This is a genomic window from Hominisplanchenecus sp. (assembly GCF_046967715.1).
Classification (GTDB): Bacteria; Bacillota; Clostridia; order Lachnospirales; family Lachnospiraceae; genus Hominisplanchenecus; species Hominisplanchenecus faecis.
Window position 1 is genome coordinate 1 of record NZ_JBKVNQ010000040.1, and the last position, 25,312, is coordinate 25,312.

24 protein-coding genes are annotated in these 25,312 nt (G+C 45.9%); 19 read left to right on the forward strand and 5 right to left on the reverse strand.

Annotated features, from left to right (window positions below; translation table 11 throughout):
• Positions 1–26 precede the first annotated feature (26 nt).
• The 4 genes from ACLTL4_RS07260 to malQ all read right to left on the reverse strand — a co-directional run bounded on the left by ACLTL4_RS07260 (position 27) and on the right by malQ (position 4,369).
• Positions 27–803 carry a Cof-type HAD-IIB family hydrolase gene (locus ACLTL4_RS07260; protein WP_022118088.1) on the reverse strand — a complete coding sequence of 259 codons (777 nt, stop codon included), beginning with the start codon at positions 801–803 and terminating at the stop codon, positions 27–29.
• A 401-nt stretch (positions 804–1,204) separates the two neighbouring features.
• Positions 1,205–2,110 carry a helix-turn-helix domain-containing protein gene (locus ACLTL4_RS07265; RefSeq protein WP_412320364.1) on the reverse strand — a complete coding sequence of 302 codons (906 nt, stop codon included), beginning with the start codon at positions 2,108–2,110 and terminating at the stop codon, positions 1,205–1,207.
• A gap of 4 nt (positions 2,111–2,114) precedes the next feature.
• Complete coding sequence (locus ACLTL4_RS07270) at positions 2,115–2,855, reverse strand: lysophospholipid acyltransferase family protein (protein WP_022118090.1); 741 nt, start codon at positions 2,853–2,855, stop codon at positions 2,115–2,117.
• Positions 2,852–4,369 carry a 4-alpha-glucanotransferase gene (gene malQ, locus ACLTL4_RS07275; protein WP_173866243.1) on the reverse strand — a complete coding sequence of 506 codons (1,518 nt, stop codon included), beginning with the start codon at positions 4,367–4,369 and terminating at the stop codon, positions 2,852–2,854. The genes ACLTL4_RS07270 and malQ overlap by 4 nt, the downstream gene beginning before the upstream one ends.
• Positions 4,370–4,750: 381 nt before the next feature.
• Between malQ and ACLTL4_RS07280 the strand changes: the two genes are divergently transcribed.
• From ACLTL4_RS07280 to spoIIR, 13 genes are all read left to right on the forward strand, one after another.
• Positions 4,751–5,356 carry an anthranilate synthase component II gene (locus ACLTL4_RS07280; protein ID WP_412320365.1) on the forward strand — a complete coding sequence of 202 codons (606 nt, stop codon included), beginning with the start codon at positions 4,751–4,753 and terminating at the stop codon, positions 5,354–5,356.
• Positions 5,349–6,746, forward strand: a complete 1,398-nt coding sequence (gene pabB, locus ACLTL4_RS07285; RefSeq protein ID WP_412320366.1) for an aminodeoxychorismate synthase component I — start codon at positions 5,349–5,351, stop codon at positions 6,744–6,746. Before ACLTL4_RS07280 ends, pabB begins: the two co-directional genes overlap by 8 nt.
• Positions 6,724–7,371, forward strand: a complete 648-nt coding sequence (locus tag ACLTL4_RS07290; RefSeq protein ID WP_022118094.1) for an HAD family hydrolase — start codon at positions 6,724–6,726, stop codon at positions 7,369–7,371. Before pabB ends, ACLTL4_RS07290 begins: the two co-directional genes overlap by 23 nt.
• A 12-nt stretch (positions 7,372–7,383) precedes the next feature.
• Positions 7,384–8,151, forward strand: a complete 768-nt coding sequence (locus ACLTL4_RS07295) for an aminotransferase class IV (RefSeq protein WP_412320367.1) — start codon at positions 7,384–7,386, stop codon at positions 8,149–8,151.
• Between the two features lie 235 nt (positions 8,152–8,386).
• Positions 8,387–8,944, forward strand: coding sequence for an RNA polymerase sigma factor (locus ACLTL4_RS07300; RefSeq protein WP_412290891.1), 558 nt, complete (start codon positions 8,387–8,389; stop codon positions 8,942–8,944).
• Complete coding sequence (locus tag ACLTL4_RS07305) at positions 8,919–10,127, forward strand: hypothetical protein (RefSeq protein WP_412290889.1); 1,209 nt, start codon at positions 8,919–8,921, stop codon at positions 10,125–10,127. The genes ACLTL4_RS07300 and ACLTL4_RS07305 overlap by 26 nt, the downstream gene beginning before the upstream one ends.
• Before the next feature lie 93 nt (positions 10,128–10,220).
• Positions 10,221–10,637, forward strand: coding sequence for a protease complex subunit PrcB family protein (locus ACLTL4_RS07310; protein WP_022118098.1), 417 nt, complete (start codon positions 10,221–10,223; stop codon positions 10,635–10,637).
• Positions 10,638–10,699: 62 nt separating this feature from the next.
• Positions 10,700–12,268 (forward strand): DUF3794 and LysM peptidoglycan-binding domain-containing protein, encoded by a 1,569-nt coding sequence (locus ACLTL4_RS07315; protein ID WP_412290887.1) that lies wholly within the window; start codon positions 10,700–10,702, stop codon positions 12,266–12,268.
• A gap of 191 nt (positions 12,269–12,459) precedes the next feature.
• Positions 12,460–13,320, forward strand: a complete 861-nt coding sequence (gene ispE, locus ACLTL4_RS07320) for a 4-(cytidine 5'-diphospho)-2-C-methyl-D-erythritol kinase (RefSeq protein ID WP_412290885.1) — start codon at positions 12,460–12,462, stop codon at positions 13,318–13,320.
• A gap of 88 nt (positions 13,321–13,408) precedes the next feature.
• Positions 13,409–14,101, forward strand: coding sequence for a GntR family transcriptional regulator (locus ACLTL4_RS07325; protein WP_022118101.1), 693 nt, complete (start codon positions 13,409–13,411; stop codon positions 14,099–14,101).
• 159 nt (positions 14,102–14,260) lie between these two features.
• On the forward strand, positions 14,261–15,739 hold the full coding sequence (locus tag ACLTL4_RS07330; protein WP_226911833.1) for a spore germination protein: 1,479 nt from the start codon (positions 14,261–14,263) through the stop codon (positions 15,737–15,739).
• Positions 15,740–15,826: 87 nt separating this feature from the next.
• Positions 15,827–16,951: a GerAB/ArcD/ProY family transporter gene (locus ACLTL4_RS07335; RefSeq protein ID WP_412320368.1), complete on the forward strand. Its 1,125-nt coding sequence runs from the start codon at positions 15,827–15,829 to the stop codon at positions 16,949–16,951.
• A gap of 77 nt (positions 16,952–17,028) precedes the next feature.
• Positions 17,029–18,237, forward strand: coding sequence for a stage II sporulation protein R (gene spoIIR / locus ACLTL4_RS07340; RefSeq protein WP_412290883.1), 1,209 nt, complete (start codon positions 17,029–17,031; stop codon positions 18,235–18,237).
• 50 nt (positions 18,238–18,287) lie between these two features.
• Here the strand turns inward: spoIIR and trxA are convergent, their stop codons facing one another.
• Entirely contained in the window at positions 18,288–18,590 is a 303-nt protein-coding gene (gene trxA / locus ACLTL4_RS07345; protein WP_022119129.1) for a thioredoxin, read from the reverse strand.
• Between the two features lie 232 nt (positions 18,591–18,822).
• Here trxA and ACLTL4_RS07350 point away from each other — a divergent pair, with 232 nt between their 5' ends.
• From ACLTL4_RS07350 to ACLTL4_RS07375, 6 genes are all read left to right on the forward strand, one after another.
• Positions 18,823–19,542: a response regulator transcription factor gene (locus ACLTL4_RS07350; RefSeq protein WP_147630959.1), complete on the forward strand. Its 720-nt coding sequence runs from the start codon at positions 18,823–18,825 to the stop codon at positions 19,540–19,542.
• Complete coding sequence (locus ACLTL4_RS07355; RefSeq protein ID WP_412320369.1) at positions 19,539–20,504, forward strand: sensor histidine kinase; 966 nt, start codon at positions 19,539–19,541, stop codon at positions 20,502–20,504. The genes ACLTL4_RS07350 and ACLTL4_RS07355 overlap by 4 nt, the downstream gene beginning before the upstream one ends.
• Positions 20,505–20,693: 189 nt before the next feature.
• Positions 20,694–21,458, forward strand: coding sequence for an ABC transporter ATP-binding protein (locus tag ACLTL4_RS07360; RefSeq protein WP_022119126.1), 765 nt, complete (start codon positions 20,694–20,696; stop codon positions 21,456–21,458).
• On the forward strand, positions 21,455–23,491 hold the full coding sequence (locus ACLTL4_RS07365; RefSeq protein WP_412320370.1) for an ABC transporter permease: 2,037 nt from the start codon (positions 21,455–21,457) through the stop codon (positions 23,489–23,491). The genes ACLTL4_RS07360 and ACLTL4_RS07365 overlap by 4 nt, the downstream gene beginning before the upstream one ends.
• 82 nt (positions 23,492–23,573) lie before the next feature.
• Entirely contained in the window at positions 23,574–24,065 is a 492-nt protein-coding gene (locus tag ACLTL4_RS07370; protein ID WP_412320371.1) for an RNA polymerase sigma factor, read from the forward strand.
• A 27-nt stretch (positions 24,066–24,092) separates the two neighbouring features.
• A complete protein-coding gene (locus ACLTL4_RS07375) occupies positions 24,093–25,229 on the forward strand; it encodes a hypothetical protein (RefSeq protein ID WP_412320372.1) in 1,137 nt (378 codons plus the stop codon).
• The last annotated feature ends 83 nt before the right edge of the window (positions 25,230–25,312 follow it).

The window sequence follows — 25,312 nt, forward strand, 5'->3', positions numbered from 1 at the left end:
CAACCTTTGCAGGCGGTGTGCAGAGTTCAGATCATACCATGTTCCAGACAGTAGTAGTAAATACCATCCTCTGCCACATCACCGCACACATCGTCGGCAATCGCTTTTAATTCATCAGAAGCATTTGCCATGGCAACGCCGTGGCCGACACTCTTCAACATTTCGATGTCATTGTTTCCGTCTCCGAACGCCATTGCCTGCGATTTATCGAAGTGATAATATTCTAACATTTTTTCGATGCCGCGGCCTTTTCCGCCGTCTGTCGGGATAATGTCAACGGCACGGTTCCACCAGAAGGTGATACGTGCATGGGAAACATCCTTCATCAGTGCCGGATGTTCTGCAAGTGAGCTTCCGGCCATCAGTTGATAGACTTTTTCATTAGCAACCTGCTCAAAATCATCAGCCACATCAATCTCCTGTTTGGCAAAAGAATAATATTCGATCAGATCCTCATCCTTGCCGTTTGATGCCAGTCTGTTTTTTGTGGCAACCGTCAGAGGACGACCAAGAGCCGTGGCGTTTTGGATGATCATATGTACATCTTCAGTCGGGATTGGATTGGAAAAGATATCCGCATCTTCTGTGAAACAGTAAGAACCGTTAAAAGTCAGAAAAGCATCAAATTCAACACCTTCAAAATGCGGAAGTGCTATCGGACTTCTGCCGGTCGCAATACAAATAATCGTGCCGTTTTCTTTCAGCCTGCGGAGTGTCTCCAGCATTTTTTCAGAAATACGTTTCTTATTCATATCAATTAAAGTTCCGTCAATGTCAAAAAAAACAATTTTAATTGCACTCATAGAATCTCCTCTCAAATTTATCGAAAAAACGAAAAGGGAACTCGGGCATGATGGCCGAATCACGCCCTGATCCGAAAGTAGTGTGATGAAATGAATACAGCAAGGTAAATGTATGTGGGCATTTCCAGCTGCAATGAATCATTCAGTCGGAGAAGGCCGCCACTTCTGCAAAGTGGTAAGCAATCGTGTGTGCGACCAGGATTTTGAGGGATATGATTCATTTCGATTATGATTATAGTGCATAAAAAGGCAAAAAAATATCTTATTTCTGCCTTTTTATAGCAGAATACTGCCAATCTTATGTGCGGAATCGAAGATATGCTGCCGATGATGCATGAAATGCAGCATTTTAACCAAATAGCAAAGCGGATTGCGAATATCCGCCTGACTATCATTTTATATCAGCCACGCAGCTTTGTGCGGTATTCGTTCGGTGTACATCCCATCGATTCACGGAAAATTTTCCACATATAACTGCTGCTTCCAAAGCCGCAGCTCTGGCTGATAAAAGTGATATGTTCTCTTGTATTTGCGAGCATATCGCAGGCTGCCTGAAGACGGTAGTTTTTGATATATTCGGCAGGGCTCATATGCAGACAGTCGTGAAAGAGTCGGAAACATTCGCGTTCACTGGCAAAAGCGGTACCGGCAATATCTTTTACGGAAATCTTTTCGGCGTAATGTTCATGAATGTAGACCATCATCAGTCTCAGGCGTTTGTTTCGTTTGTCAAACCGGTCTTTGGTCTGCATCAGCGGCAGTGCAAGTTCAAAAATCTGAAACCAGATATCTGAGAGGGCAGAACGCAGTTTTAGTTCGTAGCCAGGGGTGTTTTCTGAAATCAAAAAGGAATCGCGGATAGCAGAGAGCACTTGTTTATGTTCCGGATGATCCGGATAAAGAGGGATGATCTCGATCTGGGATGCGGTGGTCAGCGGTGTGACATATTTCTCATCGATCAGGCTGCCATGGACGCCGGAAATAAAAGAAGGGTCGAAAAGATGCAGCAACTGTGTCGAGGAAGCAAAATCCGGACCTGGTCTTGTCATGTGCGGGACATTGGAATTGATCAGACCGCCACAGCCCTCCGCCAAAAGGATTCTGCTGCCAGGTGTGTTGTATTCAAGAGATCCCTGTTTAAGATAAAAAAGCTCCATGGCCGGATGCCAGTGCCATGGGCAGAAGTGTCCCGGATGTTTTGTGATATCGGAACAGGAAGAAATATAAGGGAATTTTGAAGTAAATCCCGGGAGCAGTTCTTCTCTGCTCCCGGTGTAAAAAGAAATCTGAGAAACTTTTTTCATCATATTTTTATACCAGTGACTGATTTTTGGATATGGTATTCTGAATGATCTCCTGACAGTGGGCACCGAGGAATTTTTTCTGTTCCTTTGGCAGATCATTCGGATAGATCGGCTCGCCGTATTCCAGAACCACATGTGCAGAACGGATAAATGGTCTATGGGCTTCGAAAATATTTCTCGTATTGTTGATTGACATTGGAATGATCGGATATCCGGTCTTTTCTGCCATTTTCAGACTTCCTTCTTTAAATGGAAGAAGCAGTGTATCATCCGATGCTTCGTTGCGTGTGCCTTCCGGGAAGATACACATGGAAACACCATTTTTCATCTGATCGATTCCTTGTAAGATCGTCTTCAGCCCTTCTTTGATATCAGATCTGTTCAGGAATAAACAATGCAGCCGTTTCATCCAGCTGGAAAGAAGCGGGATTTTTTTCATACTGTCTTTTGCAACGTAACCGGTCAGTCCCGGGCATCTTGCGTAAGTCAGAACCACGTCAAAATAGCTTCTGTGGTTGCCAACGTACAGAACAGGTGTATCTTTTGGAATACGATCTTCGCCGATCACAGTTACTTTCGTACCGGCAATAAATAAGATCAGTTTAAACATAAACTGAACAATACGCAGTGAAGAAATATCACGGGCGTAAGGGTTGAACTTTCCGATGATCCACTCAACGATCAGAATCGGGATGGACAGGATCAGAAAGGCAACGATCAGAATTACAATGAGCAGAGAACGGATCATAAACTTTTGCTCCTTCCGCGACCGAATAATTCAGTAGTACTCTTCAGCCAGTCCACACGATCCTGCGTAAGAGCGGATGCTTCATAGCGATAAGCCCAGTTTGCGAAAGCAGAACCCGGTGTGTTCATGCGGCAGGAAGAATCCTGCATAAACAGATCCTGGATTGGGAAGATCGCATATTTTGCAATGCTGCCCATGCACATCCGGATGAAATCCAGACTGATGATGCCGCCGTCGCAGTTGCAGTAGCGGCGGATTTTGTCTTTCTGCGGTTCTGGAAGATTCTGGTACCAGCCGGTTGTCGTGTCATTGTCATGTGTTCCGGTGTAGCAGATACAGTTGGTTGTTGTAAGATTGTGCGGATGATAATCACTCTCATCCAGTCCCTCAAAAGCAAACTGAAGGATCTTCATACCAGGGAAAGCAAACTCATCACGCAGTTCTTCCACTTCCGGAGTGATCACACCAAGATCTTCTGCCCAGATCGGAAGATCCTCGCCGAGCTCTTTCTGGATAGCCTCGAACAGTTTTTTGCCCGGGCCTTTTTTCCATTTACCGTTTACAGCAGTCTCTTCATCAGCCGGTACGGACCAGTAAGCTTCGAAGCCGCGGAAATGGTCGATACGCAGGTAGTCAGTCAGCTTCATCTGCATTTTGATACGGTCGATCCACCAGGAATAGCCGTCAGCTTCATGGTGTTTCCAGTCGTAGAGCGGATTGCCCCAGAGCTGTCCGGTTGCACTGAAATAGTCTGGCGGAACTCCGGCAACCTGAAGCGGATGACCTTTCGTATCGAGCTGATAGAGCTCTTTATTTGCCCAGACATCGGCACTGTCGAAAGATACGAAAAACGGAATATCGCCGATGATCTCGATGTCAGCTTCATTTGCATATTTTTTCAGTTTCATCCATTCACGGAAGAACAGGAACTGGATGAATTTATAGTATTTGATCTGTTCTTTGTATTCTGTCTCAAAAGCAAGACGCACCTTTGCGGTCGGAGTGGTCATCTCGTCATCCCATTCCTGCCATGATTTTCCCTCATGAGCATCTTTACATGCCATAAATACGGCATAATCGCTCAGCCATTTTTTGTTTTCCAGACAGAAATCATCGAACTCTTCCAGCAGGAATTTGTTCGGTGTGTGATGGAAGGTCTGGAAAGCCTTTTTAAACAGACCGTTCTTGTAGTTCAGTACAGCACCGTAATCGACTTTCGCTGCATCAAACTCCGGGATCGGATAGAGATCGTCCTTTGTGATCAGTTCCAGATCAACCAGGTCATCCGGGCTGATCAGCAGAGACTGTCCGGCAAAGGCAGAAAAGCTCTGATAAGGAGAATCGCCGAAACCGGTCGGTCCAAGCGGCAGAACCTGCCATAAACTCTGACCAGAAGCTTTCAGAAAGTCGATAAAGTCATAAGCCCCCTGGCCGAGATCTCCGATACCATATGGGGAAGGGAAGGAAGTCGGGTGAACAAGTACACCCGAAAGTCTTGTGTGCAGTGTATTCATTGGTATGCCCTCTCTTTAAGATATAATAGTTTTTTATAAAAAGATGCCATGCAGCTTTCGCAATCCTGCAAACATTCGGAATCCACGGATTTACTGCGTAAATCGTTACTTCCTCATGTTTTTGCGGTCTGCCAATACAGCCACTTTATCCTGCAAGCAGGAACAGTGGCTGTGCTTGCAGACCTATGTATCCAGTATACCGTATGGTATAGAGAAGTGCAAGGTAGAATTTGTGAAAATGCACAAAGGATTCTTTTCTTTTAGGGGGAGATATGATATACTGGACGGACATCAGAAATATAGAAAATAAAAATTAACAGCGAGTTACGGACCTCTCCTTTTCGGCGGGGATAACGACTGCGCGGAAAGCAGGTAAGGTCTATGTACTTAATGATTGATAATTATGATTCTTTTGTGTACAATCTCAGAGCCTATTTTGAGGAGGCTGGACATGAGATTCTTGTTGTGGAAAATGACGGCATTACGACCGGTCAGATCCGTCAGATGAAACCGGAGGGGATCATCATCTCCCCGGGACCGAAAACACCGAAGGATGCGGGCATTTCAGCAGAGGTGATCCGAAAGTTTGCAGGTGAGATCCCGATCCTTGGCGTCTGTCTCGGTCATCAGACGATCGGCTACGTGGCAGGTGCGACTGTGAAAAAGGGGACACGCCCGATGCACGGCAAATTAAGCCCTCTGACACACTCAGGGGAGAGGCTTTTTCGGGGACTGCCGCAGGATTTCCTGGTGACAAGATATCATTCGCTGGTGATCGATGAGGCGACGCTGCCGCAGGAGTACCAGGTGGATGCAAGGACAGAAGATCAGGCTGTGATGGCGATTTCTCACCGCACGTATCCGATCTACGGCGTGCAGTTTCATCCGGAGGCGGTGCTGACACAGTACGGTCACGAACTTCTGGAGAATTTCCACTGCATCTGTCAGCAGTGGCAGCAGGAAAGAACGGAGGTGTGTTATGCATAAGATCCGGGAAATCAGAGAATATCCGCCGATCCATGTTTTATTTTCCAGATGGAAAGAGGAAAAGGACATCGTTTTTTTGGATTCTTCTCTGGAAAATAGGCTGGGGCGCTACTCCATCATCGGGCGTCTGCCATATCAGAAGCTGGTACAGGACGGAGATAGCTTTTGTGTGAATGACGAAAAGCAGAAAATGACTTTTGAGAATTATCTTCGCACTTATTTGAAGGAACATCCGGACAGCAATGAGAGTGACCTGCCGATCGTTTCCGGTGCGATGGGCTATGTTTCATATGATTACGGAAGAGAGAAAGAAAACGTAGCGGCCAGACATCCAAAAGAGGTGGATATGCCAGATGTGATCCTCTGTTTTTATGATAATTTTATCATTGAGGATCATCAGGAAAAACGTTTTTATCTTGTGGCAAACGGTCAGACCAAAGAGGTGGATACGCTGCTTGACGATGTGGAAAACACAGTCGCAGAAACGTATACTCTGTGGAAAAACGGTCAGATTCCGGGAAGAAAGGATGATCACAGTAAGATCAGAGTCACGCCAAATTTCACAAAAGAAGACTATAAGCAGGCGGTGCAGGATATGATCGACTATATCGTCGAGGGTGATATCTATATTGCAAATATGACGCAGCATCTTACTGTGGAAAGTACTCGTACACCTTACGATGTTTTCTGCTCACTTCGCAGAGACAATCCTTCTCCGTTTGGCGGCTATTTAAATTATGGGGATCTGCAGATCGTCAGTGCATCTCCGGAGCGTTTCTTGCAGATGCGTGACGGTGTTGTGGCGACCAGGCCAATCAAAGGTACCAGAAAACGCGGAGCCACCAGAGAAGAAGATGCAGCGATGAGAAAAGAACTGGAAGAGTCCGATAAGGATAAGAGCGAACTTCTTATGATCGTTGATCTGGAGCGAAATGATCTGAACCGTGTCTGTATGCCGGGCAGCGTCAAAGTGACGGAAATGTACAGCATCGAGACGTATGCGACGGTCTTTCATCTGGTATCGGAAGTTCAGGGAAGACTTGCGGAAGATAAAAATGTTGTGGATCTTCTGGAAGCAGCCTTTCCGGGCGGATCCATCACCGGGGCACCGAAACTGCGTGCGATGGAGATCATTGAAGAACTGGAGCACAGCCGACGCAATCTTTATACCGGCTCGATCGGTTATCTGACGCTCGACGGTGACTGCGATTTCAATATTGTGATCCGCACAGCAGTACATAAAAACGGAAAGTACTATCTCGGAGTCGGAGGCGGCATCACCTGCGAATCGGAGACAGAGTTTGAATACGAAGAGACGCTTCAGAAAGCAAAAGCTGTTCTGCAGGCGTTGGAAGGGAGAAAAGAAAGTGATAAAATATCTGTTGTTTGACCTGGACGGAACGATCACGGACTCCGCAGACGGGATCACGAATTCCGTTTCCTATGCACTTGGAAATCTGGGGATTTCCGAAGAAAAGAGCAATCTTTACCGTTTCGTGGGTCCTCCTCTTGTAGATTCTTTTAAAGAATTTTACGGGTTTGATGAAAAAAAAGCAGAGGAAGGCGTGCGTCTTTACCGTGAATATTATGCCGTGAAAGGTATTTTCGAAAATAAAGTTTATCCGGGAATCACGCATTTGCTGAAAAAATGCAGAGAACAGGGCAAAAAAGTGATCCTGGCGACCTCCAAGCCGCAGATTTACGCAAAACAGATACTTAAGCATTTTGAACTGGCAGAGTATTTTGATGATATTCAGGGAAGTTCCATGGATGGAAGCAAAATCCACAAAGAAGATGTGATACAGTCGGCACTTTCGGACAATCAGATCACGGATATGCAGGAAGTGCTGATGATCGGGGATCGCAAACACGATGTCCTCGGCTCCGGCAAATTCGGGATTTCCTGTGTCGGTGTACTCTATGGATACGGCAGCAGGGAAGAACTGGAAACGTGCGGTGCAAAATGGATCGTGGATACGGTCGAAGACCTCGAAGCTTTTCTGGAGCGTATCTGAAAGGGGCAGGAAATGCAGAATAAAACAGAAGAAAAGAAAAGCAGCGGATCAACGGTTCTGGCGGATGACGGGTTTTACTTTGGCATCGGAGCCTTTGAGACGATCGCTGTGGAAGAAGGAATACCGCAGCTTCTTGCCTGGCATCTGGAGCGGCTGCGTGACAGCCTTGCATTTTTCGGAATTGACCAGAGCGTAGAGGAGCAGGAAGTGCTTGCTTATCTGAGTGCCTGTCCACAGTCGGAAGAAAAGCAGCACGGAGCACTCAAGATCACAGTGACGGCACAGAATAAGTTGTTTGGACTGAGAAAAAACACTTACTCAGAAGAACAGTATCAGAAAGGATTTCGGCTTGGATTTTCCGAAATCAGACGAAATGAGACTTCACCGCTCACATACCATAAGACGCTTGGGATTGCAGACAACATTATGGAAAAGCGAAATGCAAAAAAAAGCGGGCTGGATGAAAAGATTTTTCTCAATCAGAAAGGGCAGATCAGCGAGGGCTGTACGACAAACATCTTTTTTATTCAGGATGATAAACTGGTCACACCGCCCGTCAGCAGCGGGATGCTGCCGGGAGTGATGCGGAGATATGTTATAAAAGAAGCCGGAAGAAGGGGAGTACTTCTGGAAGAAAAAGAACTGTATCCGGAGGATATCAGTAAGTTTAACGGATGCTTTGTGACAAATTCACTGCTTGGCATGATGCCGGCAGCAAGTTTTGGAGAACAAAAGTTTGACACAGCGAAAGTTTTACACTTTATAGAACAAATTTTGTAGCAAAATAAGAACAGGGATCGTTATATCAGATGAAAGATGACTCCCGTTTCTGTCGGCGGCGGGTAGCAAGCTTGTATCAGTAACGGGAATCCATCTCCCATCTGATATAGCCTCCGGCGGATTGCAGAGGTGCACAGAAGAATATCTCATGCGATGCATGACGTGCACCTCGCAGTAAGAATGCCAGAGGCACTCTTGAATAATAAGAAGCAGCATGGCTGCAAGGGGAGAAAAAATGTTACTACTGATAAGCGGGCTTGGTGACGAAAATACAAAACTGGAGTTTGGGCAGATTTATGAGAAGAATTACCGCACCATGTATTATGTAGCTCTGAAAATTCTGAAAAACAAAGAAGAAGCGGAGGATGCTGTTCACGGTGCATTTGTAAAACTCGCAGAGAAATATGACACTTATCGGCATCTGACATCGCAGGAGATGACAAGCTTGTGTGTGATCATTGTAAAAAACAAATGTCTGGATATGCTGCGTGTATCCAAAAGCGGTCTCCAGTCCGATTTGGAGAAAGTGGATTATTCACTCCATGGCGAGAAGGATCAGCCGCTGGAAAATGTGATACAGGAAGAGGGAGAAAAGGAGCTTTTAGAGGCAATGAAGATTCTGCCGGAGAAGCTTCGTCTGGTGCTGGAGCTTCGCTATTTTCATGAATACAGCAACGGCGAGATTGCAAAGATTCTGGATATCAGCAAAAAGAACGTGGAGATTCGCCTGTATCGTGCCAAAAAGAAAATGAAGGAGGTGCTGCAATATGAAAGAGAGCGACAGGGAATTTGAGAAATTATTAAAAGAAGCAGTTTGCAGCTACCATAAAGAGGAGATGGATGCTCTGCCTTCAGAAGAAGAGTTACAGGATATTCAGCTGTCCGATGATTTTTACCGGAAAATGGACGGGCTGGTTAAAAAACAGAAACGCCGGTGGCAATATCGCTTTGTACGCTATGGGGCAGTTGCGGCAAGCTTTCTGCTGTTTACCTTCGGTACGGTCGGAGCGGCTGCTTATGCACTTATGGGAGCGGAGAATTTCAAAGCATTCTTTAAAAAACATGCAAAAGAATACCATGTCGCAGACAGTGCGGTGATGGATCTGGAACAGCTGACAGACATGGCTGTGACAACCGCAGGTACAGTCTACGAGGACGATAATATCCGTCTGGATCTGAAAGGGCTGATCAAGAGCGGCAACCGTTTTTCCATGATCGTGGAGGGGACGTTAAAGCAGCAGGATCAGATTGTGACAGCAGGCGGACCGCAGGAGGAACATGCTTACAGCTTTCTGAATACCGATGTGAATGCAGAGCAGGATCTGATGGCAAGTGGCACTTATTATTATCAGGAGGACGATAAGAGTCTTGCCTCAAACCAGTTTGTTTATGTGACGAATTATTCGGCAGAAGCCGGGTTTGACAGCGATCAGTATGAATTTACCTTCGAGGATTTCGGTTACTATCAGGAGGATGGGACAGAAGACGAGGCAGAAAGTACCGATGATGAAGTATCTGCTTATTCCGCTTCGGAAGATTCCGGGATATTGGAGAATCCGATTTCCATCTGTTCCGGAACCTGGAAGTTTACTGTGGATATGGATCAGGCAAAGGATATTTCCTATAAGAAGGTCTGTGATCAGACCGTCTCTGATGGAGAAGATGACGTCAAGATTAATCGCATAGTGCTTTCTCCGATGGGATGTTCGATTTATATGACACTGCCACAGTCGCAGAAAGATTCCGGCAAGTATTTTGACAACGTCCATATCCGCCTGAAAAACGGCAGTCTGTTATCCGAAGAATACTATGAAATGGGGATTGCGGACTGTGAACTTTCCGGTGATGACGAAGCAGCAGATGCTGTGAAAGTTTCCAGAGAACTCGATTTTGACTTTCGCGTGCCGATCGACATCAGTCAGGTAAAGGCGATCGAGATTTTCGGTGAATCCATCGAAGTTGAGGCATGCAAATAATATTCCGGGCAGATCAAAGCGGAAATATTTCGTTCAGGCATAAATAAAAAAGACAGACCGTATACTGTTCCAAGGAAGCGAAAAGGGACAAAAATGATCAGAACAGCAAAAAAGGTCATCGTATTGTTATGCTGGATACTTCTTTTTGCCGGGATGAGCGGATGCCTCTCGGGTGGAGCACAGGAAGAGCGGATTTCCGTTGCATTTCAGGTGGTTGCTTTTGACAAAGCACCGCAGAAGTTACAGGAGATCATCGAAGAGCATAAAAAAGAAGAGATCAAAATGACCTGGGAGGGCGATGAAGGCAGATACATCATCCGGGGATACGGCGAGCAGCCGACCGGCGGATACAGCATCCGTGCCGATGCCGTGGAGCTTATGGGCGACGGGCTGCATGTGACGACCACACTGATCCCGCCACAGAAAGAGCAGGCGGCAGCGGAGGCATCGTATCCATGCATCATCCTGTTGATCGAGAACATGGATCAGGAGGTCACGTTTGAACCATAAAGCGTAATAAGGGGAACTCCTTTCGCATACATTGATTTGAGATGATGCGAGAGGAGTTTTTTATGGAAATCGTCAAAAAGAAAATTCGGATGAGCCGTCAGAGAAGTCAGGCAATGAATCAGATCACGCTGGAAGAAGATCTGAATGTCCCGGACAGTAAAGCAGATGTCACAGGGATCATCCAGCACCGTGCAAAAGTCCGGGTAGAAGAGAGCAAGATCATGGAAAATCAGATTCTGGTAAGCGGAAATCTGGAAGTGTGGATGCTCTGCCTGGCGGAAGGAGAACAGCATCCCGTTTACCGTCTTCAGGCAAAACTGCCGTTTTCGGAAAAGCTGAATCTGGAAGGGGCAAAGCCGGGAGATAATGTCAGTCTGAAATGGAAAACCGAGGATATTCGGATCAGTCTGATCAATTCCAGAAAGATCAGTATCCAGGCACTCGTGACGTTTGAAGCATCCGTTGAGGAGCTTTATGATACGCAGGCGGCCGTGGAAGTGAAAGAGATGCCGGATGTCAGTGTGCGTAAAAAGAAGATTGAGCCGCTCTCCATGGCAGTACAGAAAAAAGACATTTTCCGGATCAAAGAAGAGATCAGCTTATCTTCCAACAAACCGAACATCGGTGAGATTTTATGGGACAGCGTGCAGCTTCGATCGTGGGATGTAAGACCGGGAGACGGCGTGCTGGATATCCGGGGAGAACTGTTTGTGTTCGTACTTTATGCTGCGGATGATGAAAATGGAAGCAGACAGTGGATCGAATCCGCCCTTCCGTTTCAGGGACAGATTGATTGTACCGGCTGTCGGCCGGAGATGGTGCCGGATATCGAGGTGACGCTTGCAGAACGGACGCTGGAAGTGCGGCCGGATTATGATGGAGAGGAAAGAATCCTGCAGCTCGATGCCGTTCTGGAGCTTGACATCCGCATTTATGAAGAAGATACTGTGCAGATTTTAGAAGATGTCTATGCACCGTCAAAAGAGCTGACGCCGGTCTTCGGGGAAGAATCTTATGAAAGCCTGCTGATCCGAAATTATGCAAAGAGCAGAATTTCAGATCGAATCCGTATTTCAGAGAACAGTCCACGTCTGCTGCAGATCTGCCATTGCCGCGGAGAGGTCAAAGTGGATGAAATCGCAAAGACTGAACAGGGCATCAAAATGGAGGGAGCCATCGAGATTTCCGTTCTGTATATCACAGCGGACGACGAGCATCCCTTTGCACTCGTGACCGGTATGATCCCGTTTTCACATCTGATGGAAGCAGAAGGCATTACCAGTGAATGCCGTTTCCATCTGCATCCGCAGATCGAGCAGCTTTCCGCATCCATGTCAGGGGAAGAAGTGGAGATCAAAGGAACCCTGAGCCTGAATCTGTTTGCTGTTCGGATCATGCACCAGAACTGTATTCTGGATATCGAAGAGAAAGAGCTGGATCTGAAAAAACTGCAGGAACGCCCTGGGATCATCTGCTATGTGGTACAGCCGGAGGATACCCTGTGGGACATTGCGAAAAAGTATTACACCACATCCGAACATATCAGAAACATGAACCATCTGACAGAAGAAATCCGGGCAGGACAGAAACTACTGATCGTGAAATCAGCGGTCCTTCATACGGCCTCCTGAGAAAAGAACAGCAAAACATCCTATTGACGATTTTGTATTTTTAGTGATACAATATAGAGGAAATTGTATACAAAATGCAAAAAATGATGCTAAGAATCAAATTCAGATACGCATTTTATGGAAAAACAGAACATTCCTTTGAATCTGGCATCATGAAAATAAAAGTAATTCAGAGAGATACAGAGGTGCAAATGAAAGAAATCAAACTGAAAGCAATGGCAAAAATCAATCTTGGACTGGATGTCACAAGAAAAAGGGAAGATGGCTACCATGAAGTCCGCATGATCATGCAGAGCATTAACATGTATGACCAGATCAGGCTCAGTCTTTTGGAAGAACCGCAGATTCGTGTGAAGACCAATGTCAGTTTTCTGCCGGTCAATGAAGACAATCTGGTTTATAAAGCAGCGAAGCTTCTGATGGATGAATTTCAAGTCACTTCCGGTGTGGAGATCGACCTTCGAAAATTCATTCCGACTGCAGCCGGAATGGGTGGCGGAAGTTCGGATGCGGCAGCGGTTCTGGTCGGTGTGAACCGTATGTTTCAGCTTGGACTGACCAAACGGGAACTGATGGAGCGTTCTGTGGCGATCGGTGCGGATGTACCGTTCTGTGTGCTGCGTGGAACGGCACTTGCGGAAGGAATCGGTGAGATTTTAACCCCGCTTCCGTCTCTGCCGAAATGTTTTGTTCTGATCGCAAAACCGCCGATCAACGTGTCCACGAAGTTTGTTTACACCAACCTGAGAGCCAACGAGCTTACCTGTCATCCGGATATCGACGGACAGATCCGGGCTTTGCAGGATGGAGACCTAGAAGCAGTCTGTAAAAAAATGGGAAATGTGCTGGAAACGGTTACCATACCGGCTTATCCGATCATCCAGACAATCAAAGATAAAATGATGCAGTGCGGTGCGGTAAACGCCATGATGAGCGGCAGCGGTCCGACAGTATTCGGCATTTTTAACGAGCGTGAGCAGGCAGAAAAGGCGGCCGAACTTCTGCGTGAAGAAGACAAGATCCGACAGATGTTCGTAACCACAGCTATGTAAAGATGGCTGGATTGTGGGCACAGGAAACAATTCGCAGGGTATCCAGATAAAAGATATGGAAAAATCAGAAAGATACGGAGGAAAATAAATGACAGGTGATTTTCAACTGGAGATGAATGAATACCTTCCACTTCGGGATGTTGTGTTCCAGACTTTGCGGCAGGCGATTTTAAAAGGAGAACTAAAACCGGGCGAGCGACTGATGGAGATCCAGCTGGCACAGAAACTGGGCGTGAGCCGCACTCCGGTGCGAGAGGCAATCCGCAAGCTGGAGCTGGAAGGTCTGGTGCTGATGATTCCGCGAAAAGGTGCGGAAGTTGCAGAGATCACGATCAAAGATCTGGAAGATGTACTGGAAGTGCGTGCCGCACTGGAAGAACTGGCAGTCTGCGATGCCTGTGAGAATATCACAGAAGAGCAGATACTGGCATTAAAAGAAGCAGCAGATAACTTTCAGGCAGCTCTGGAATCCGATGACCTGGTAAAATGTGCGGAAACCGATATGGCATTCCATGAGATCATTTACAGTGCGACCAACAACAAACGTCTTTTGCAGATCCTGAATAATTTAAGGGAGCAGATGTATCGTTACCGCATGGAATATCTCAAAGAGCCAGGCACACATAAATTGCTTTTAAAAGAGCACGAGGCGATTTACAGTGCACTTAAAAAGCACGACAAGGCAGAAGCGGGCAGTGCGATCCGTATTCATATCGAAAACCAGAGACGTTCGATCATCAGCAGCCTTCGAGATGCGGGAAGAATCACAGAACAGGTATAAAAAAAGAAAACTGGTAAATAATAGGAAAGAGTGAACAGGAAAACACTCTTTCCTATTTTTTTGATACCAGGGGCAAAAGCCTGAAACCACGATGTGCTTGCACAGGAGTGGTTTTATGGCTTAGTGCCCCGCACAAACATGAGCCAGGAGGATAGGCGGATGCGAATTTCACTACATCTTTCGGAAAATCAAAATGAGGTGCAAAAGCAGATTGAAAACTGTGCCGACATCCTTTTCCGCCCTTTGCTGATTGGAGAAAAGGAGAAAACAGAAGCCTTTCTGATTTACATCGAGGTGGCGGTCAGCAATCTGATGCTGGAGGATTCGGTCATCGGAAAACTTTTAAACCGACTGCTTTCGATGGATACAAAAGAAATCTACGGCACGCTGGAAAACAACAGCCTCGGGATTTCTGATACAAAAGAGCTTTTTACGCTGGAAGAAGCGATGGCGGCCATGTTTGCCGGGAATGCAGTACTGTTTGTGGATGGTTACGACCGGGCGATCAAGATCGGAAGCAAAGGCTATCCGGGAAGCGGTGTCCAGAAAACGGATTCAGAAAAAGGTCTGCGAGGCTCCAAAGAAGCATTTTCTGAGTCTGTAAAGATGAATACGGCACTGATAAGAAAACGAATACGCAATGCAAAAATGAAAGCGGAAGAAAAACAGGTGGGGCGTTACTCTGCCACTACAACGGCACTTTTGTATCTGGACGGTGTCGTTTATCTGCCGATCTGTGAAGAGATGAGAAAGCGGCTGGATGCATTTGAGGTGGATGGTATCGAGGATGGCGGAATGATCGAATATCTGACAAGGAAAAAGAAAGAAGGGAGATTTCCGGTTTATCAGACAACAGAACGCCCGGACAGGGCAGCTCAGGCAATTCTGGAAGGACGCGTGGTACTGCTGACGGACAATTCGCCGGAAGCCCTGATCTTTCCGGCAACGTTAAACAGCCTGTTTCAGACGGCGGACGATTACTACCGTAATGAACGGATCGTCACTTTTCTGCGGCTGATCCGTTACGTGGCGGCTTTTCTGGCACTTGCTCTTCCGGGGCTTTATGTGGCGGCGGCAACGTTTCACCCGCAGCTTCTGCCGGGCAATTTGATCCGCTCCATGGCGGAGGCAAGAAGCGGCGTGCCGTTTCCGACGGCAGCGGAAGTCCTTCTGATGGAACTGTCCTTTGAACTTCTGCGGGAAGCCGGGCTTCGCATGCCGGGACCGGCGGGCAATACGATCGGCATCGTAGGCGGCCTGATCGTCGGACAGGCGGCGGTCAGTGCCAATCTGGTCAGTCCGATCACGGTGACGGTGGCGGCTCTGACGGCTCTTGGCTCCTTTTCCATACCAAACGAAGAGCTCTCCGAAGTATTCCGGCTCTGGAAATATGGAATCCTGCTTTTGGGCAGCTGCTTTGGGATTCTGGGCGTGATGCTTGGCTGTTTTCTTCTGCTGATGCTGATGGCAGAGCAGGAAAGTTACGGAATTCCCTGGCTTTATCCTTATGTGGGCGGCAATCTCAATGAAAGGGCAGATGAAAAAGATTCCATGTTTCTGGCAGCAGCGAGGAAACGGAAACGCAGACCGATCTTTGCAAAATGGGGAAATCGCATCCGGTTTCGCAGAAAATCCTGAAATACAGAAGTTCAAGAATGTCACTGGCATTTTGGATGTAAAATATCCGGATGCAAAATATAGAAAATGTCAGAAGGGGAAGGGATTATGTTTGGCAGAAATGGAAAAATTTCAAAAAGACAGATCAGAAGAATCCTGATCCTGGAGCAGGCTGCGAAGATTGGTTTACTGCTGCCTTTGCTGGCACAGATCCCGGAGGGCGGATTTTCCATCTGGTCATGGATTCTGACGGCGGCTCTGACCTTTCTCTATCTGAAGATCATGCTGGATTTTAGTAAAAAACTGCCGGAGTATCCTGCCACAGACAGAAAAAAAGGAATGGAGAACAAAGCAGCAGAAAACAGAAAGGATCGCACAGGGCAGGCGGAAATCGCAATCCTGACCGTTGTATATGGGATCTACGGTTTGGCAGATGTATTTTTTTTACTTTGTCTGTTTGCTGAAGTGGCACAGTGTTTCCTTCTGCCGGAACAGAAAATATGGATGCTGATTTTGCCGGCGGCAGCCGTCTGCAGTTTTGCGGCAGATCACAGACTGGAAGTCCGGGCAAAATTTCTGGAAGTGCTCTGTCCGATCCTGACCTTTCCGGTAATGCTGCTTCTTCTGGTTCTGGCGGTGCTTACGATCCGAGGCGGACAGTTTGGGACACTTGGAGAAATGATGCGGCCATCTGCTCCGGGTAGCATATGGATCGCAGGTATCGCCATGCTGTCTGTTTTTGCAGGTCTGGGGTCTGATGTATTTCTGCAAAGAGCAACCAAAGAGCAGCAAAGCAGAAGTGTTTTCGAGAAAACAACAGGTAGCATGCTGATTGGAAGTCTGTTGCTTTTGTTTCTTTTACAGGCTGTTTTTGGAGCCGGCGGCATCCGTGCCCTGCCATTTTCTGTCATTACTGCGATGAGCAATTCCAAAATTAAGGGGATTTTTTTGCAGCGGTGGGATGTTTTATTTGCAGTGTTCTTTCTTGGCATGGTCTGTGGGGCATTGGTATCAGGATTCACCGTTCTTGGGACTTGCAGTGAACGACTCCTGCCCGGAAAAAAGAAGAAGTGGAAGTGGTGGCTGATGGCAGCGGCAGCAAGTGCGGCGGCGTGCGTAAGCCCGTCTTATGAAAAAAGTGTACAGCTGTATGAGCTGGTGAGCCTGGGATTTCTTGGGATCACTATGCTGGTGGCGTTATTGAAAATTATAAGAAAAATACACTGCAAATAAAGAAAGTAAAAAATAATATCTAGGACCATTGCTCTTTGTTGCAGATAGCGTTTTGAGCAAGAAAGAAGGGAAAGAGTATGAAGAAAAAGAGGATAAAACAAAAAGAAGACAAAAAAACAGACCGGAAGCACGGAAACAGAACCCGGAAAGCAATTCTGGGTATTCTGAGTATTTTAGTGCTCCTTTGTCTTAACAGCTGCGGAAGAGAGCTGGAGGAGCGGGAATTTCCGGATACACTAGTGATCCGGGACAGTGCGGTCCCGTTTGAAAAATCTTTGCAGACAGAGCAGGATAAAAGCAGCAAATACCTGGATTATGGACAGGTACGCTGTGTCCTGCTGGAAGATGATCTGGCAGAGGATGATGAAAAACTGGGAGAAGTATTGCTGGCACTGGAAAAACGGCCGGCTTTTTCGAGAAATATCTATTTTTTCACAGCAGATGGCAAAGCACTGGAACAGCAGGAGAAACAGAAAGAAGAATCGCAGGATTTAACCGGATTTTATCAGAAAAGCACAGACCATAAAAGAGAAGCTGCCACACTGGGAAGCCTTCTGTACCGTCTGCACAACGGAAGCGGGGAACATAAAATTTTAAAGCTCAAAGAAGAGGATGGCAAACTTGTGCCGCAAAACTATCTCAATGTTTTAAAGAAAACAGAAAACGAAAATACGGCAAAGAAAACAAAAACAACAAAAACAATCCATGGAATAGAGAAACAGACAACAAAAGAGACAGCAGATCAGATCCAACAGGGGATCGCAAAGGAAATCCTGCGTTTTCATGTGCTGGCAAACAGCGACAGCGAAGAAGACCAGAAACTGAAACTGGAAGTCAAAGACCGGCTGGTAGATTATATGAAAGACATTCTGGACGGAGCAGAAGATGTTAAGGAAACAAAAAAACGTATCACAGAAAATCGGGAAACGATCTGTCTTGTGGCAGAACAGGAAATCCAGAAACAGGGCTATACTTATCCGGTGAGTGTAAATCTGGAAAAGTGCTATTTTCCAATGAAAACCTATGGGGACTGCACCTTTCCGGCAGGAACTTATGAGGCACTGCGAGTCTGCATCGGGAAAGCAAAAGGCAGAAACTGGTGGTGTGTACTCTACCCCGGCCTCTGCTTTGCTGACAGCGTAAATGTCATCGTGCCGGATGAGAAAAAACAGGAACTGAAAAACATCCTCACCGAAGAAGAATACGAAAGTCTGTTTGACTGGCGGGAAGATGATTATCAGATCCGATCCGGATTTTTGAGATTGTGGAGAAAACTTTTTGCATAAAAGAGGATACCGGAAAAGTATCCTCTTTTTCAAAATCAAGGTAATATTTATCAGCCGCGGATCAGTGCCAGAAGCTCTTCTTTTGACTGAACTCCGATCGTTTTTCCGGCAACTTCTCCATTTTTAAATACAATAAAGAACGGGACGGACATGATACGATATTTGCTTACCAGTTCCGGGTACTCATCAATATCGACCTGTCCGACCTTAAAATCTTCTTCCAGGTCAAGCTCTTCCAGAACCGGATGCATAGCCTTACACGGGCCGCACCAGGTGGCAAAAAAATCAACAAGAACAGGTTTATCTGATTGAAGTACTTCTTTTTCAAAGTTTTCGCTTGTAAAAATCAACATAAAAAATCATTCCTTTCTTTTGCAGATCTGTAATTCATGTTATACTGGCTTTGAAATGCCGGAAGATGCGAAGAAGAATTCGATATCTTCATGGTTAGTATACCACAATCGGTAAAAAATAATAGTGACTTTTGCAACAAAAATGCAAATACCAAACAGAGAGAGAATTGCGGGGATTGTGCTGCAATAAAGCAATATATGGGCATTTTTCGAAGAGAGGAAAGAAAAGCATATGCAGGATTTTCAAGAAGATGAGAAAAAGAATCATGATCGGATCATGCTGGTGGAGGATGATACGACGATCACACATGTTCTGAAACGGCAGCTGGAGCGATGGGGATATGAAGTATTTGACACGGTGGATTTTGAACATGTGATGGAAGCATTTGCCGGGTGGAAACCGGATCTGGTGCTGATGGATCTGACGCTTCCGTTTTTCAATGGCTATTACTGGTGCAGCGAGATACGAAAAGTAAGCGATGTACCGATCATTGTGATCTCATCTGCAGGGGATGACATGAATCTTGTCATGGCGATCAACATGGGAGCAGATGATTTTCTGGCAAAGCCGTTCGGCATGGAAGTGGTTGTAGCCAAAATACAGGCAGTGCTTCGTCGTTCTTATGCATTTGTATCGGAAAAAGCACTCTGCTGTGTCGGAAACGTGACATTGGATCTGACAGAAGCCGTTCTGCATTATAAGGAGAAAGAGCTGAAGCTGTCCGGAAATGAATTTGGAATTTTAAAAATATTGATGAAAAATCCAAAAAGACCCGTCTCCAGGGAAGAACTGATGCGTTCGCTGTGGGAATCAGAACATTTTATTGATGACAATACGCTGACGGTCAATGTGACAAGACTTCGAAAAAAACTGGAAGAAATCGGACTTTGCGAATTTATTAAGACGCGAAAAGGGATTGGCTATCAGATTAGGGAGGAGCAGGTTAGATGAAAAAGGCTATGGCTGCCCTGATATTGTTTCTGATAGAGACGCTCTTGTTTTATCTCTATGAAATGCCGCTGGAGGCATGGGCTTACAGCAGTGTGTTTATTCTTTTGATTTTTGGCGGATGGATCATTCTGGATGGAGTGCAGCAAAGAAAAAAATATAAACAACTGAAAAATATCCAAAAAGAAGCAGAAGTTTATCTGGAAACGGAACATTTTGGAAAGCCGGAAAACGCTGTTGAAAAAGAATATCAGAATCTTGCAGAGATGTTGGGAAGACAGTGGAAAAATGCCAGGCAGGAAGCAAGATGTCAGATTAGTGAAGCAAATCGTTATTACATACGGTGGTCACATCAGATCAAGACGCCGATCGCTGCCCTCCGCCTGCTTCTGGAGGAAGAAGAGCCGGATCGTGCTGCCATGGAAGGAGAAATCTACCGGATCGAACAGTATGTGGAATTTGCACTCCAATATCAACGTTTGGAAGGCGGGCACAAAGATCTGGTATTTGCCCATTACAGCCTGGAAAGTATTGTCAAAAAAGCCCTGAAAAAAACAGGCGTTCTCTTTCGCCGGACAAAGCTTGCCCTAGAGCTAGGCAATCTGCAGACAGATGTGCTGACCGATGAAAAATGGCTGGTCTTTGTGCTGGAGCAGGTACTTACCAATGCCGTGAAATATACCAGGAAAGGAAAAATTTCCATTTATCTGGATCCGGAAAAAGAAAAAACGCTGGTTGTGGAAGATACCGGCATGGGAATCCGTCCGGAAGATCTGCCGCGTATCTTTGAATGGGGATATACCGGGTACAACGGAAGAATCAAGAACCGTGCCACCGGCATCGGACTGGCCCTGTGCAGACAGACCATGGAAATGCTGGGACATCGTATTTCGGCAAAATCCGAGCCGGGAAAAGGGACATGTATTTATCTGGATCTTGCAGTCGATCCAGTCCGGGATTACTGAAAACTTACACAGATGTAAGGTTAAAAAAGGAATTGTAAGCCATTTCGATGGATTTGCAGTTCCTGTTTTTATACAATAACGGATGTCAGGAATGAAAACCTGAAACGATCATGTGGATGGTGGAGTATCAAATACAAGCGGTCCGCAGGGTATTATAAGACACAGTAAAAAATGGCAGGAGGACTGGAAATGGAATTATTAAATGTTTCACACTTGAAAAAAATATATACCACAAGATTCGGCGGCACGCAGGTGCAGGCACTTTCGGATGTGAATTTTTCCGTCGAAGAAGGAGAATTTGTGGCGATCATGGGGGAGAGCGGCTCAGGAAAAACGACGCTTCTGAACATTCTGGCAACACTCGATAAACCGACAGCCGGAGAAGTTCTGCTTTCCGGAGTGGATATGGGCAGCATTCCGGAGAAGCAGCTTGCCATGTACCGCAGAAACAATCTTGGCTTTGTTTTTCAGGATTTCAACTTGCTGGATACGTTTTCGCTGAAAGACAACATTATGCTTCCGCTGGTCTTATCCGGAAAAACTTACAGTGAAATGGCACCGAAAATGATGGAACTTTCACGCAGACTGTCCATTGAAAAGCTTCTGGAGAAATATCCGTATGAAGTGTCCGGCGGTCAGAAACAGCGTGCAGCAATCGCAAGAGCACTGATCACAGAACCGAAGATCATCTTGGCGGACGAACCGACCGGGGCACTGGATTCCAGAGCGGCGGCAGGTGTGATGGATCTGTTTGAGTCCATCAACCGGGAAGGACAGACCATCTTGATGGTAACGCACAGCATTCAGGCGGCAAGCCATGCATCCAGGGTTTTGTTTATCAAAGATGGCGAGGTATATCATCAGATCTACCGCGGAATGTCCGGACAGAGGGAAATGCTGCAGAAGATTTCAGATACACTGACCCTGATCACAGCAGGGAGGGAAGAGGCATGAAACGATTCTTTTATGCGAAAATAGCACTGACAAATCTCAAAAAAAACAGACAGACCTGTTTTCCGTATCTTCTGACCTGCATTGCAACGATCATGATGTTTTATATCATGTCCAGCCTTTCCACGAATTCTGCACTGAATAAAATGCGGGGCGGGGCAACGATGGGCATCGTGCTGATGTTCGGAACGGTGGTAGTCGGGATTTTTGCAGTTCTGTTTTTATTTTATACAAACAGTTTCCTTGTGAAACACAGGAAAAAAGAATTTGGTCTTTATTATATTTTAGGTATGGAGAAACGCCACATCAGCCGTGTGATGCTGTGGGAGACGCTTTATACGGCAATGCTCTCTCTGCTGCTTGGAATTGCATGCGGAATCCTGTTTTCCAAGCTGGTTTTTCTGGGACTTCTGAAAATCCTGAAGATGAACGTTGTGATCGGCGTGGAAATCTCCGCTTTTACGCTGGCAGAAACCGTCGGACTTTTTGCCGTGATCTTTCTTCTGATCTTCTTTAACAGCGTCCGCCTGATCTACATGGTACGACCGGCAGAATTATTAAAAGGCGGTCAGATCGGTGAAAAAATGCCGAAAACCAGATGGATTTTGGCTTTGCTTGGAGTAGTGACGCTTGCAGGCGGCTATATCCTTGCACTGAAGGCAGATAATGTTCTGACAGGGTTGAATACTTTTTTTGTGGCAGTACTTCTGGTCATCGTCGGAACTTTTGCACTGTTTACGGCAGGAAGCATTGCATTTCTGAAAATGCTGCAAAGAAACAAACGCTACTATTATAAAACAAACCATTTTATTTCAATTTCCGGAATGATCTACCGCATGAAGCAGAATGCAGCAAGCCTGTCTCTGATCTGCATCATGTCAACCGGAGTCCTGCTGCTGATCTCTTCTACGACCAGCCTTTATGTGGGACAGGAACATTCTCTGTATCTGCGTTATCCGAAAGAATTTAAACTTTCTCTCAGTCTGGGAGAAGTGCCGGATGACAGCAAAACATTTGAAAAAGAGTTAAAAGAGATCGGTACTTACGCAGAAGACTACCTGAAAGATAACAAAATTGCCACTCAAAATGCAGCAGGCCAGACCGTGATCGAGGCGGCAGCACTGCAGAAAGATGGAAATGTACAGATCACATCAAGCAGAAATGGAAGTTCCGAAGATTTCAGTGATCTGTGCATGGTGCAGGCAATCACACTGGAAGATTATAACCGGGAAGCAAAAAAGGACGAGACACTTGAAGATAGAGAAGCACTGGTATTTTTTGAGGACAGTCCGATACAGCAGGAAACATTTTCCATTAATGATATGCACTGGAAAGTGAGACAGCTGTCTGCTGACAGCACGATGGAAGATAGCGGACTGAAATTTTATGTAACTCCGGTATACCGTATCGTAGTAAAAGATTTCGCACAGTTACAGGAAATCTGGAAGATCAACAAAGAAGCTTACGGAGACCATGCATCTCAGGTGAAATACGAATACAGCTTTGACGTGGATCTTTCGGAAGAAAAAATCCAGAAACTGGAAAAAAGTCTGAATGCTTATCTGGGAGAGCAGAAAAATGCACCGCACGCCTTTTTCTATGGAATCGAAACCAGGACGGAAGGCAGGGCCGAATTCTACAGCCTGTACGGCGGACTGTTTTTCCTTGGAATCTTCCTGGGACTGCTCTTTGTCATGGCAACTGTCCTGATCATCTATTACAAACAGATATCCGAAGGCTATGAAGACAAAGAACGCTTTGCAATCCTCAAAAAGATCGGTATGGAGCGAGGGGAGATCAACGCATCCATCCGCAGCCAGGTACTGATGGTATTCTTTCTGCCGCTTGCAGCAGCCGGCATCCATAGCTGTTTTGCCTTCCATCTGGTAAAAGAAATCCTGGTTGGCGGTTTCGGACTTCAGGATGTAGGTCTGCTGGTGATCTGTGCGGTACTGACCTTCCTGGCATTTGCCGTATTTTATGTGATCGTGTATCTGATCACCGCCAGAGAATACTATAAAATCGTAAGCGAGTAAAAAACTTTTTCTGTATATGCACCCAAATGGCACATAGCCTCGTCTAATAAGTGAAAGATGCAAAACGAAAGGGGGAACAGCAATGTTTCTGGTAAAGCAGGCACAGAGGGGAGATGCCGATGCCTTTGTCGCTCTGATTGAAAAATACAAGATGGATCTCTACAAAGTCGCAAAAGCTTATCTGAAAAACGAAGAAGATGTGGCAGATGTGATGCAGGAGACGACACTTTCTGCGTGGGAACATTTAGGAGAGCTGAAAAAGGCAGCTTATTTTAAGACGTGGCTGACCAGAATCCTGATCAACAACTGCAACAATGTGTTAAGAGAACGGAAACGCTGCATTGCCACGAAAGATTTTTCCATGCAGGGCGAAGAGCCGCAGGCAAAGACCGATGCAGAATTTTATGAGATGCTTTCCTGTCTGCCGGAGAAATATAAACATATATTTCTTCTGTATTATGGACAGGGATTTCGAACAAGAGAGATCGCAGAGATTCTGGATCTCAGTGAGAACACGGTGAAGAGCAGACTTAGAAGGGGCAGGGAAAGTCTGAAAAGTCAGTTAATACTTTGAAAATACTTACAAGGAGGCCGGGAGTATATGTTATATACAGAAAAAGAATTACAGGATACATTAAAAAAAGACGTTACGATATCAAAAGAAACAGAAAAGCGGATGCAGGAAACTTATGCACAGATCCGAAGGGATGCAAAAACATCAAAAAAGCGGGGCAGAAAGCATACCAGCATGGCAGCCGCTGCGGCACTTGCCGTGATTCTGATCTCCGGTACAACCGCAGGAGCTGCGTATATCAGTGCACATACCGATCTGCTTGGCAATGTGTTCGGACAGCAGAGCCGTACGACAAAAGAAGCTTATGATACAGTCGTAGATAATGGAAAAGGCGGCACGACTGTGACGATGCCGTCAAGAGAATATGTGGCAGTCGATGAGGCACAGGCAGAAAAACTGGTGGAGCCTTACGTAGAAGATTTAAATATCACAAGAAAAATCGGAGATTACACCCTGACGATCATCAATAATATTTCGGATGGAAATGCAGGTGTTCTGTCTCTGAAACTGGAAAATCCAAACGGAATCAAAGCCATTCATGCAGATGAAGGAACAAATGAGGCAAAAGGTGCTTATTTTACACAGGATCGTGACTTCTATTTCTATCTGGAAGGTGCAGATGAGAGCCTTGTAGCAGACAAAATGACGATCGACAGCAAAAAGAGCAGCGACACCTGTTATTATCTTTATTCCAGCTATGTCTGCTCTGCCAAGAATACTGATCTGAAATTTCATCTGGAGCAGTATGGAAAACCAGTTTCAGAACTGAAAGATAATGATATGGCTACGCAGAAAGAAGACATTGCACTTGGTATCGGAAAAATGCCGCTGACCAGTGCAGTGAATCCAGAAAACAACAAAGAACAGTTTGCTTATTCAGCAATCTCACTTTCCCTAAATCTGGCAAATGGATTTGGACTGGACGATGAGATACAGAAAGAAGATGGACAGACCTTTGTAGATCCATATTATCTGAAAAAACTGGTGCTGAAATACAAAGACGGAAGCGAATACACCGTTCTGGATGAAAATGTGGACAACACAAACTATGTCTGCGGCGAAATGGAAAACGGAGATACCATCAAGATCGTGTTTAACCGCATGGTGGACTGGAGTCAGGTGGAGACGCTTGTTGCAAATGATGTGGAAATTTCGGTTCAGTAGTATAAAAAAGAGATGCCAAAGAAAGAACAATAAAAAGTTGTGGCGGAGGTTTTAGAATGTGCAAATGAACGCCATAGAAATGA

Coding starts and splice junctions, on each gene's coding strand:
- ACLTL4_RS07260 (WP_022118088.1), bottom strand. CDS start 803: ATGAGTGCAATTAAAATTGTTTTTTTTGACATTGACGGAACTTTAATT.
- ACLTL4_RS07265 (WP_412320364.1), bottom strand. CDS start 2,110: ATGATGAAAAAAGTTTCTCAGATTTCTTTTTACACCGGGAGCAGAGAA.
- ACLTL4_RS07270 (WP_022118090.1), bottom strand. CDS start 2,855: ATGATCCGTTCTCTGCTCATTGTAATTCTGATCGTTGCCTTTCTGATC.
- malQ (WP_173866243.1), bottom strand. CDS start 4,369: ATGAATACACTGCACACAAGACTTTCGGGTGTACTTGTTCACCCGACT.
- ACLTL4_RS07280 (WP_412320365.1), top strand. CDS start 4,751: ATGTACTTAATGATTGATAATTATGATTCTTTTGTGTACAATCTCAGA.
- pabB (WP_412320366.1), top strand. CDS start 5,349: ATGCATAAGATCCGGGAAATCAGAGAATATCCGCCGATCCATGTTTTA.
- ACLTL4_RS07295 (WP_412320367.1), top strand. CDS start 7,384: ATGCAGAATAAAACAGAAGAAAAGAAAAGCAGCGGATCAACGGTTCTG.
- ACLTL4_RS07300 (WP_412290891.1), top strand. CDS start 8,387: ATGTTACTACTGATAAGCGGGCTTGGTGACGAAAATACAAAACTGGAG.
- ACLTL4_RS07305 (WP_412290889.1), top strand. CDS start 8,919: ATGAAAGAGAGCGACAGGGAATTTGAGAAATTATTAAAAGAAGCAGTT.
- ACLTL4_RS07310 (WP_022118098.1), top strand. CDS start 10,221: ATGATCAGAACAGCAAAAAAGGTCATCGTATTGTTATGCTGGATACTT.
- ACLTL4_RS07315 (WP_412290887.1), top strand. CDS start 10,700: ATGGAAATCGTCAAAAAGAAAATTCGGATGAGCCGTCAGAGAAGTCAG.
- ispE (WP_412290885.1), top strand. CDS start 12,460: ATGAAAGAAATCAAACTGAAAGCAATGGCAAAAATCAATCTTGGACTG.
- ACLTL4_RS07325 (WP_022118101.1), top strand. CDS start 13,409: ATGACAGGTGATTTTCAACTGGAGATGAATGAATACCTTCCACTTCGG.
- ACLTL4_RS07330 (WP_226911833.1), top strand. CDS start 14,261: ATGCGAATTTCACTACATCTTTCGGAAAATCAAAATGAGGTGCAAAAG.
- ACLTL4_RS07335 (WP_412320368.1), top strand. CDS start 15,827: ATGTTTGGCAGAAATGGAAAAATTTCAAAAAGACAGATCAGAAGAATC.
- spoIIR (WP_412290883.1), top strand. CDS start 17,029: ATGAAGAAAAAGAGGATAAAACAAAAAGAAGACAAAAAAACAGACCGG.
- trxA (WP_022119129.1), bottom strand. CDS start 18,590: ATGTTGATTTTTACAAGCGAAAACTTTGAAAAAGAAGTACTTCAATCA.
- ACLTL4_RS07350 (WP_147630959.1), top strand. CDS start 18,823: ATGCAGGATTTTCAAGAAGATGAGAAAAAGAATCATGATCGGATCATG.
- ACLTL4_RS07355 (WP_412320369.1), top strand. CDS start 19,539: ATGAAAAAGGCTATGGCTGCCCTGATATTGTTTCTGATAGAGACGCTC.
- ACLTL4_RS07360 (WP_022119126.1), top strand. CDS start 20,694: ATGGAATTATTAAATGTTTCACACTTGAAAAAAATATATACCACAAGA.
- ACLTL4_RS07365 (WP_412320370.1), top strand. CDS start 21,455: ATGAAACGATTCTTTTATGCGAAAATAGCACTGACAAATCTCAAAAAA.
- ACLTL4_RS07370 (WP_412320371.1), top strand. CDS start 23,574: ATGTTTCTGGTAAAGCAGGCACAGAGGGGAGATGCCGATGCCTTTGTC.
- ACLTL4_RS07375 (WP_412320372.1), top strand. CDS start 24,093: ATGTTATATACAGAAAAAGAATTACAGGATACATTAAAAAAAGACGTT.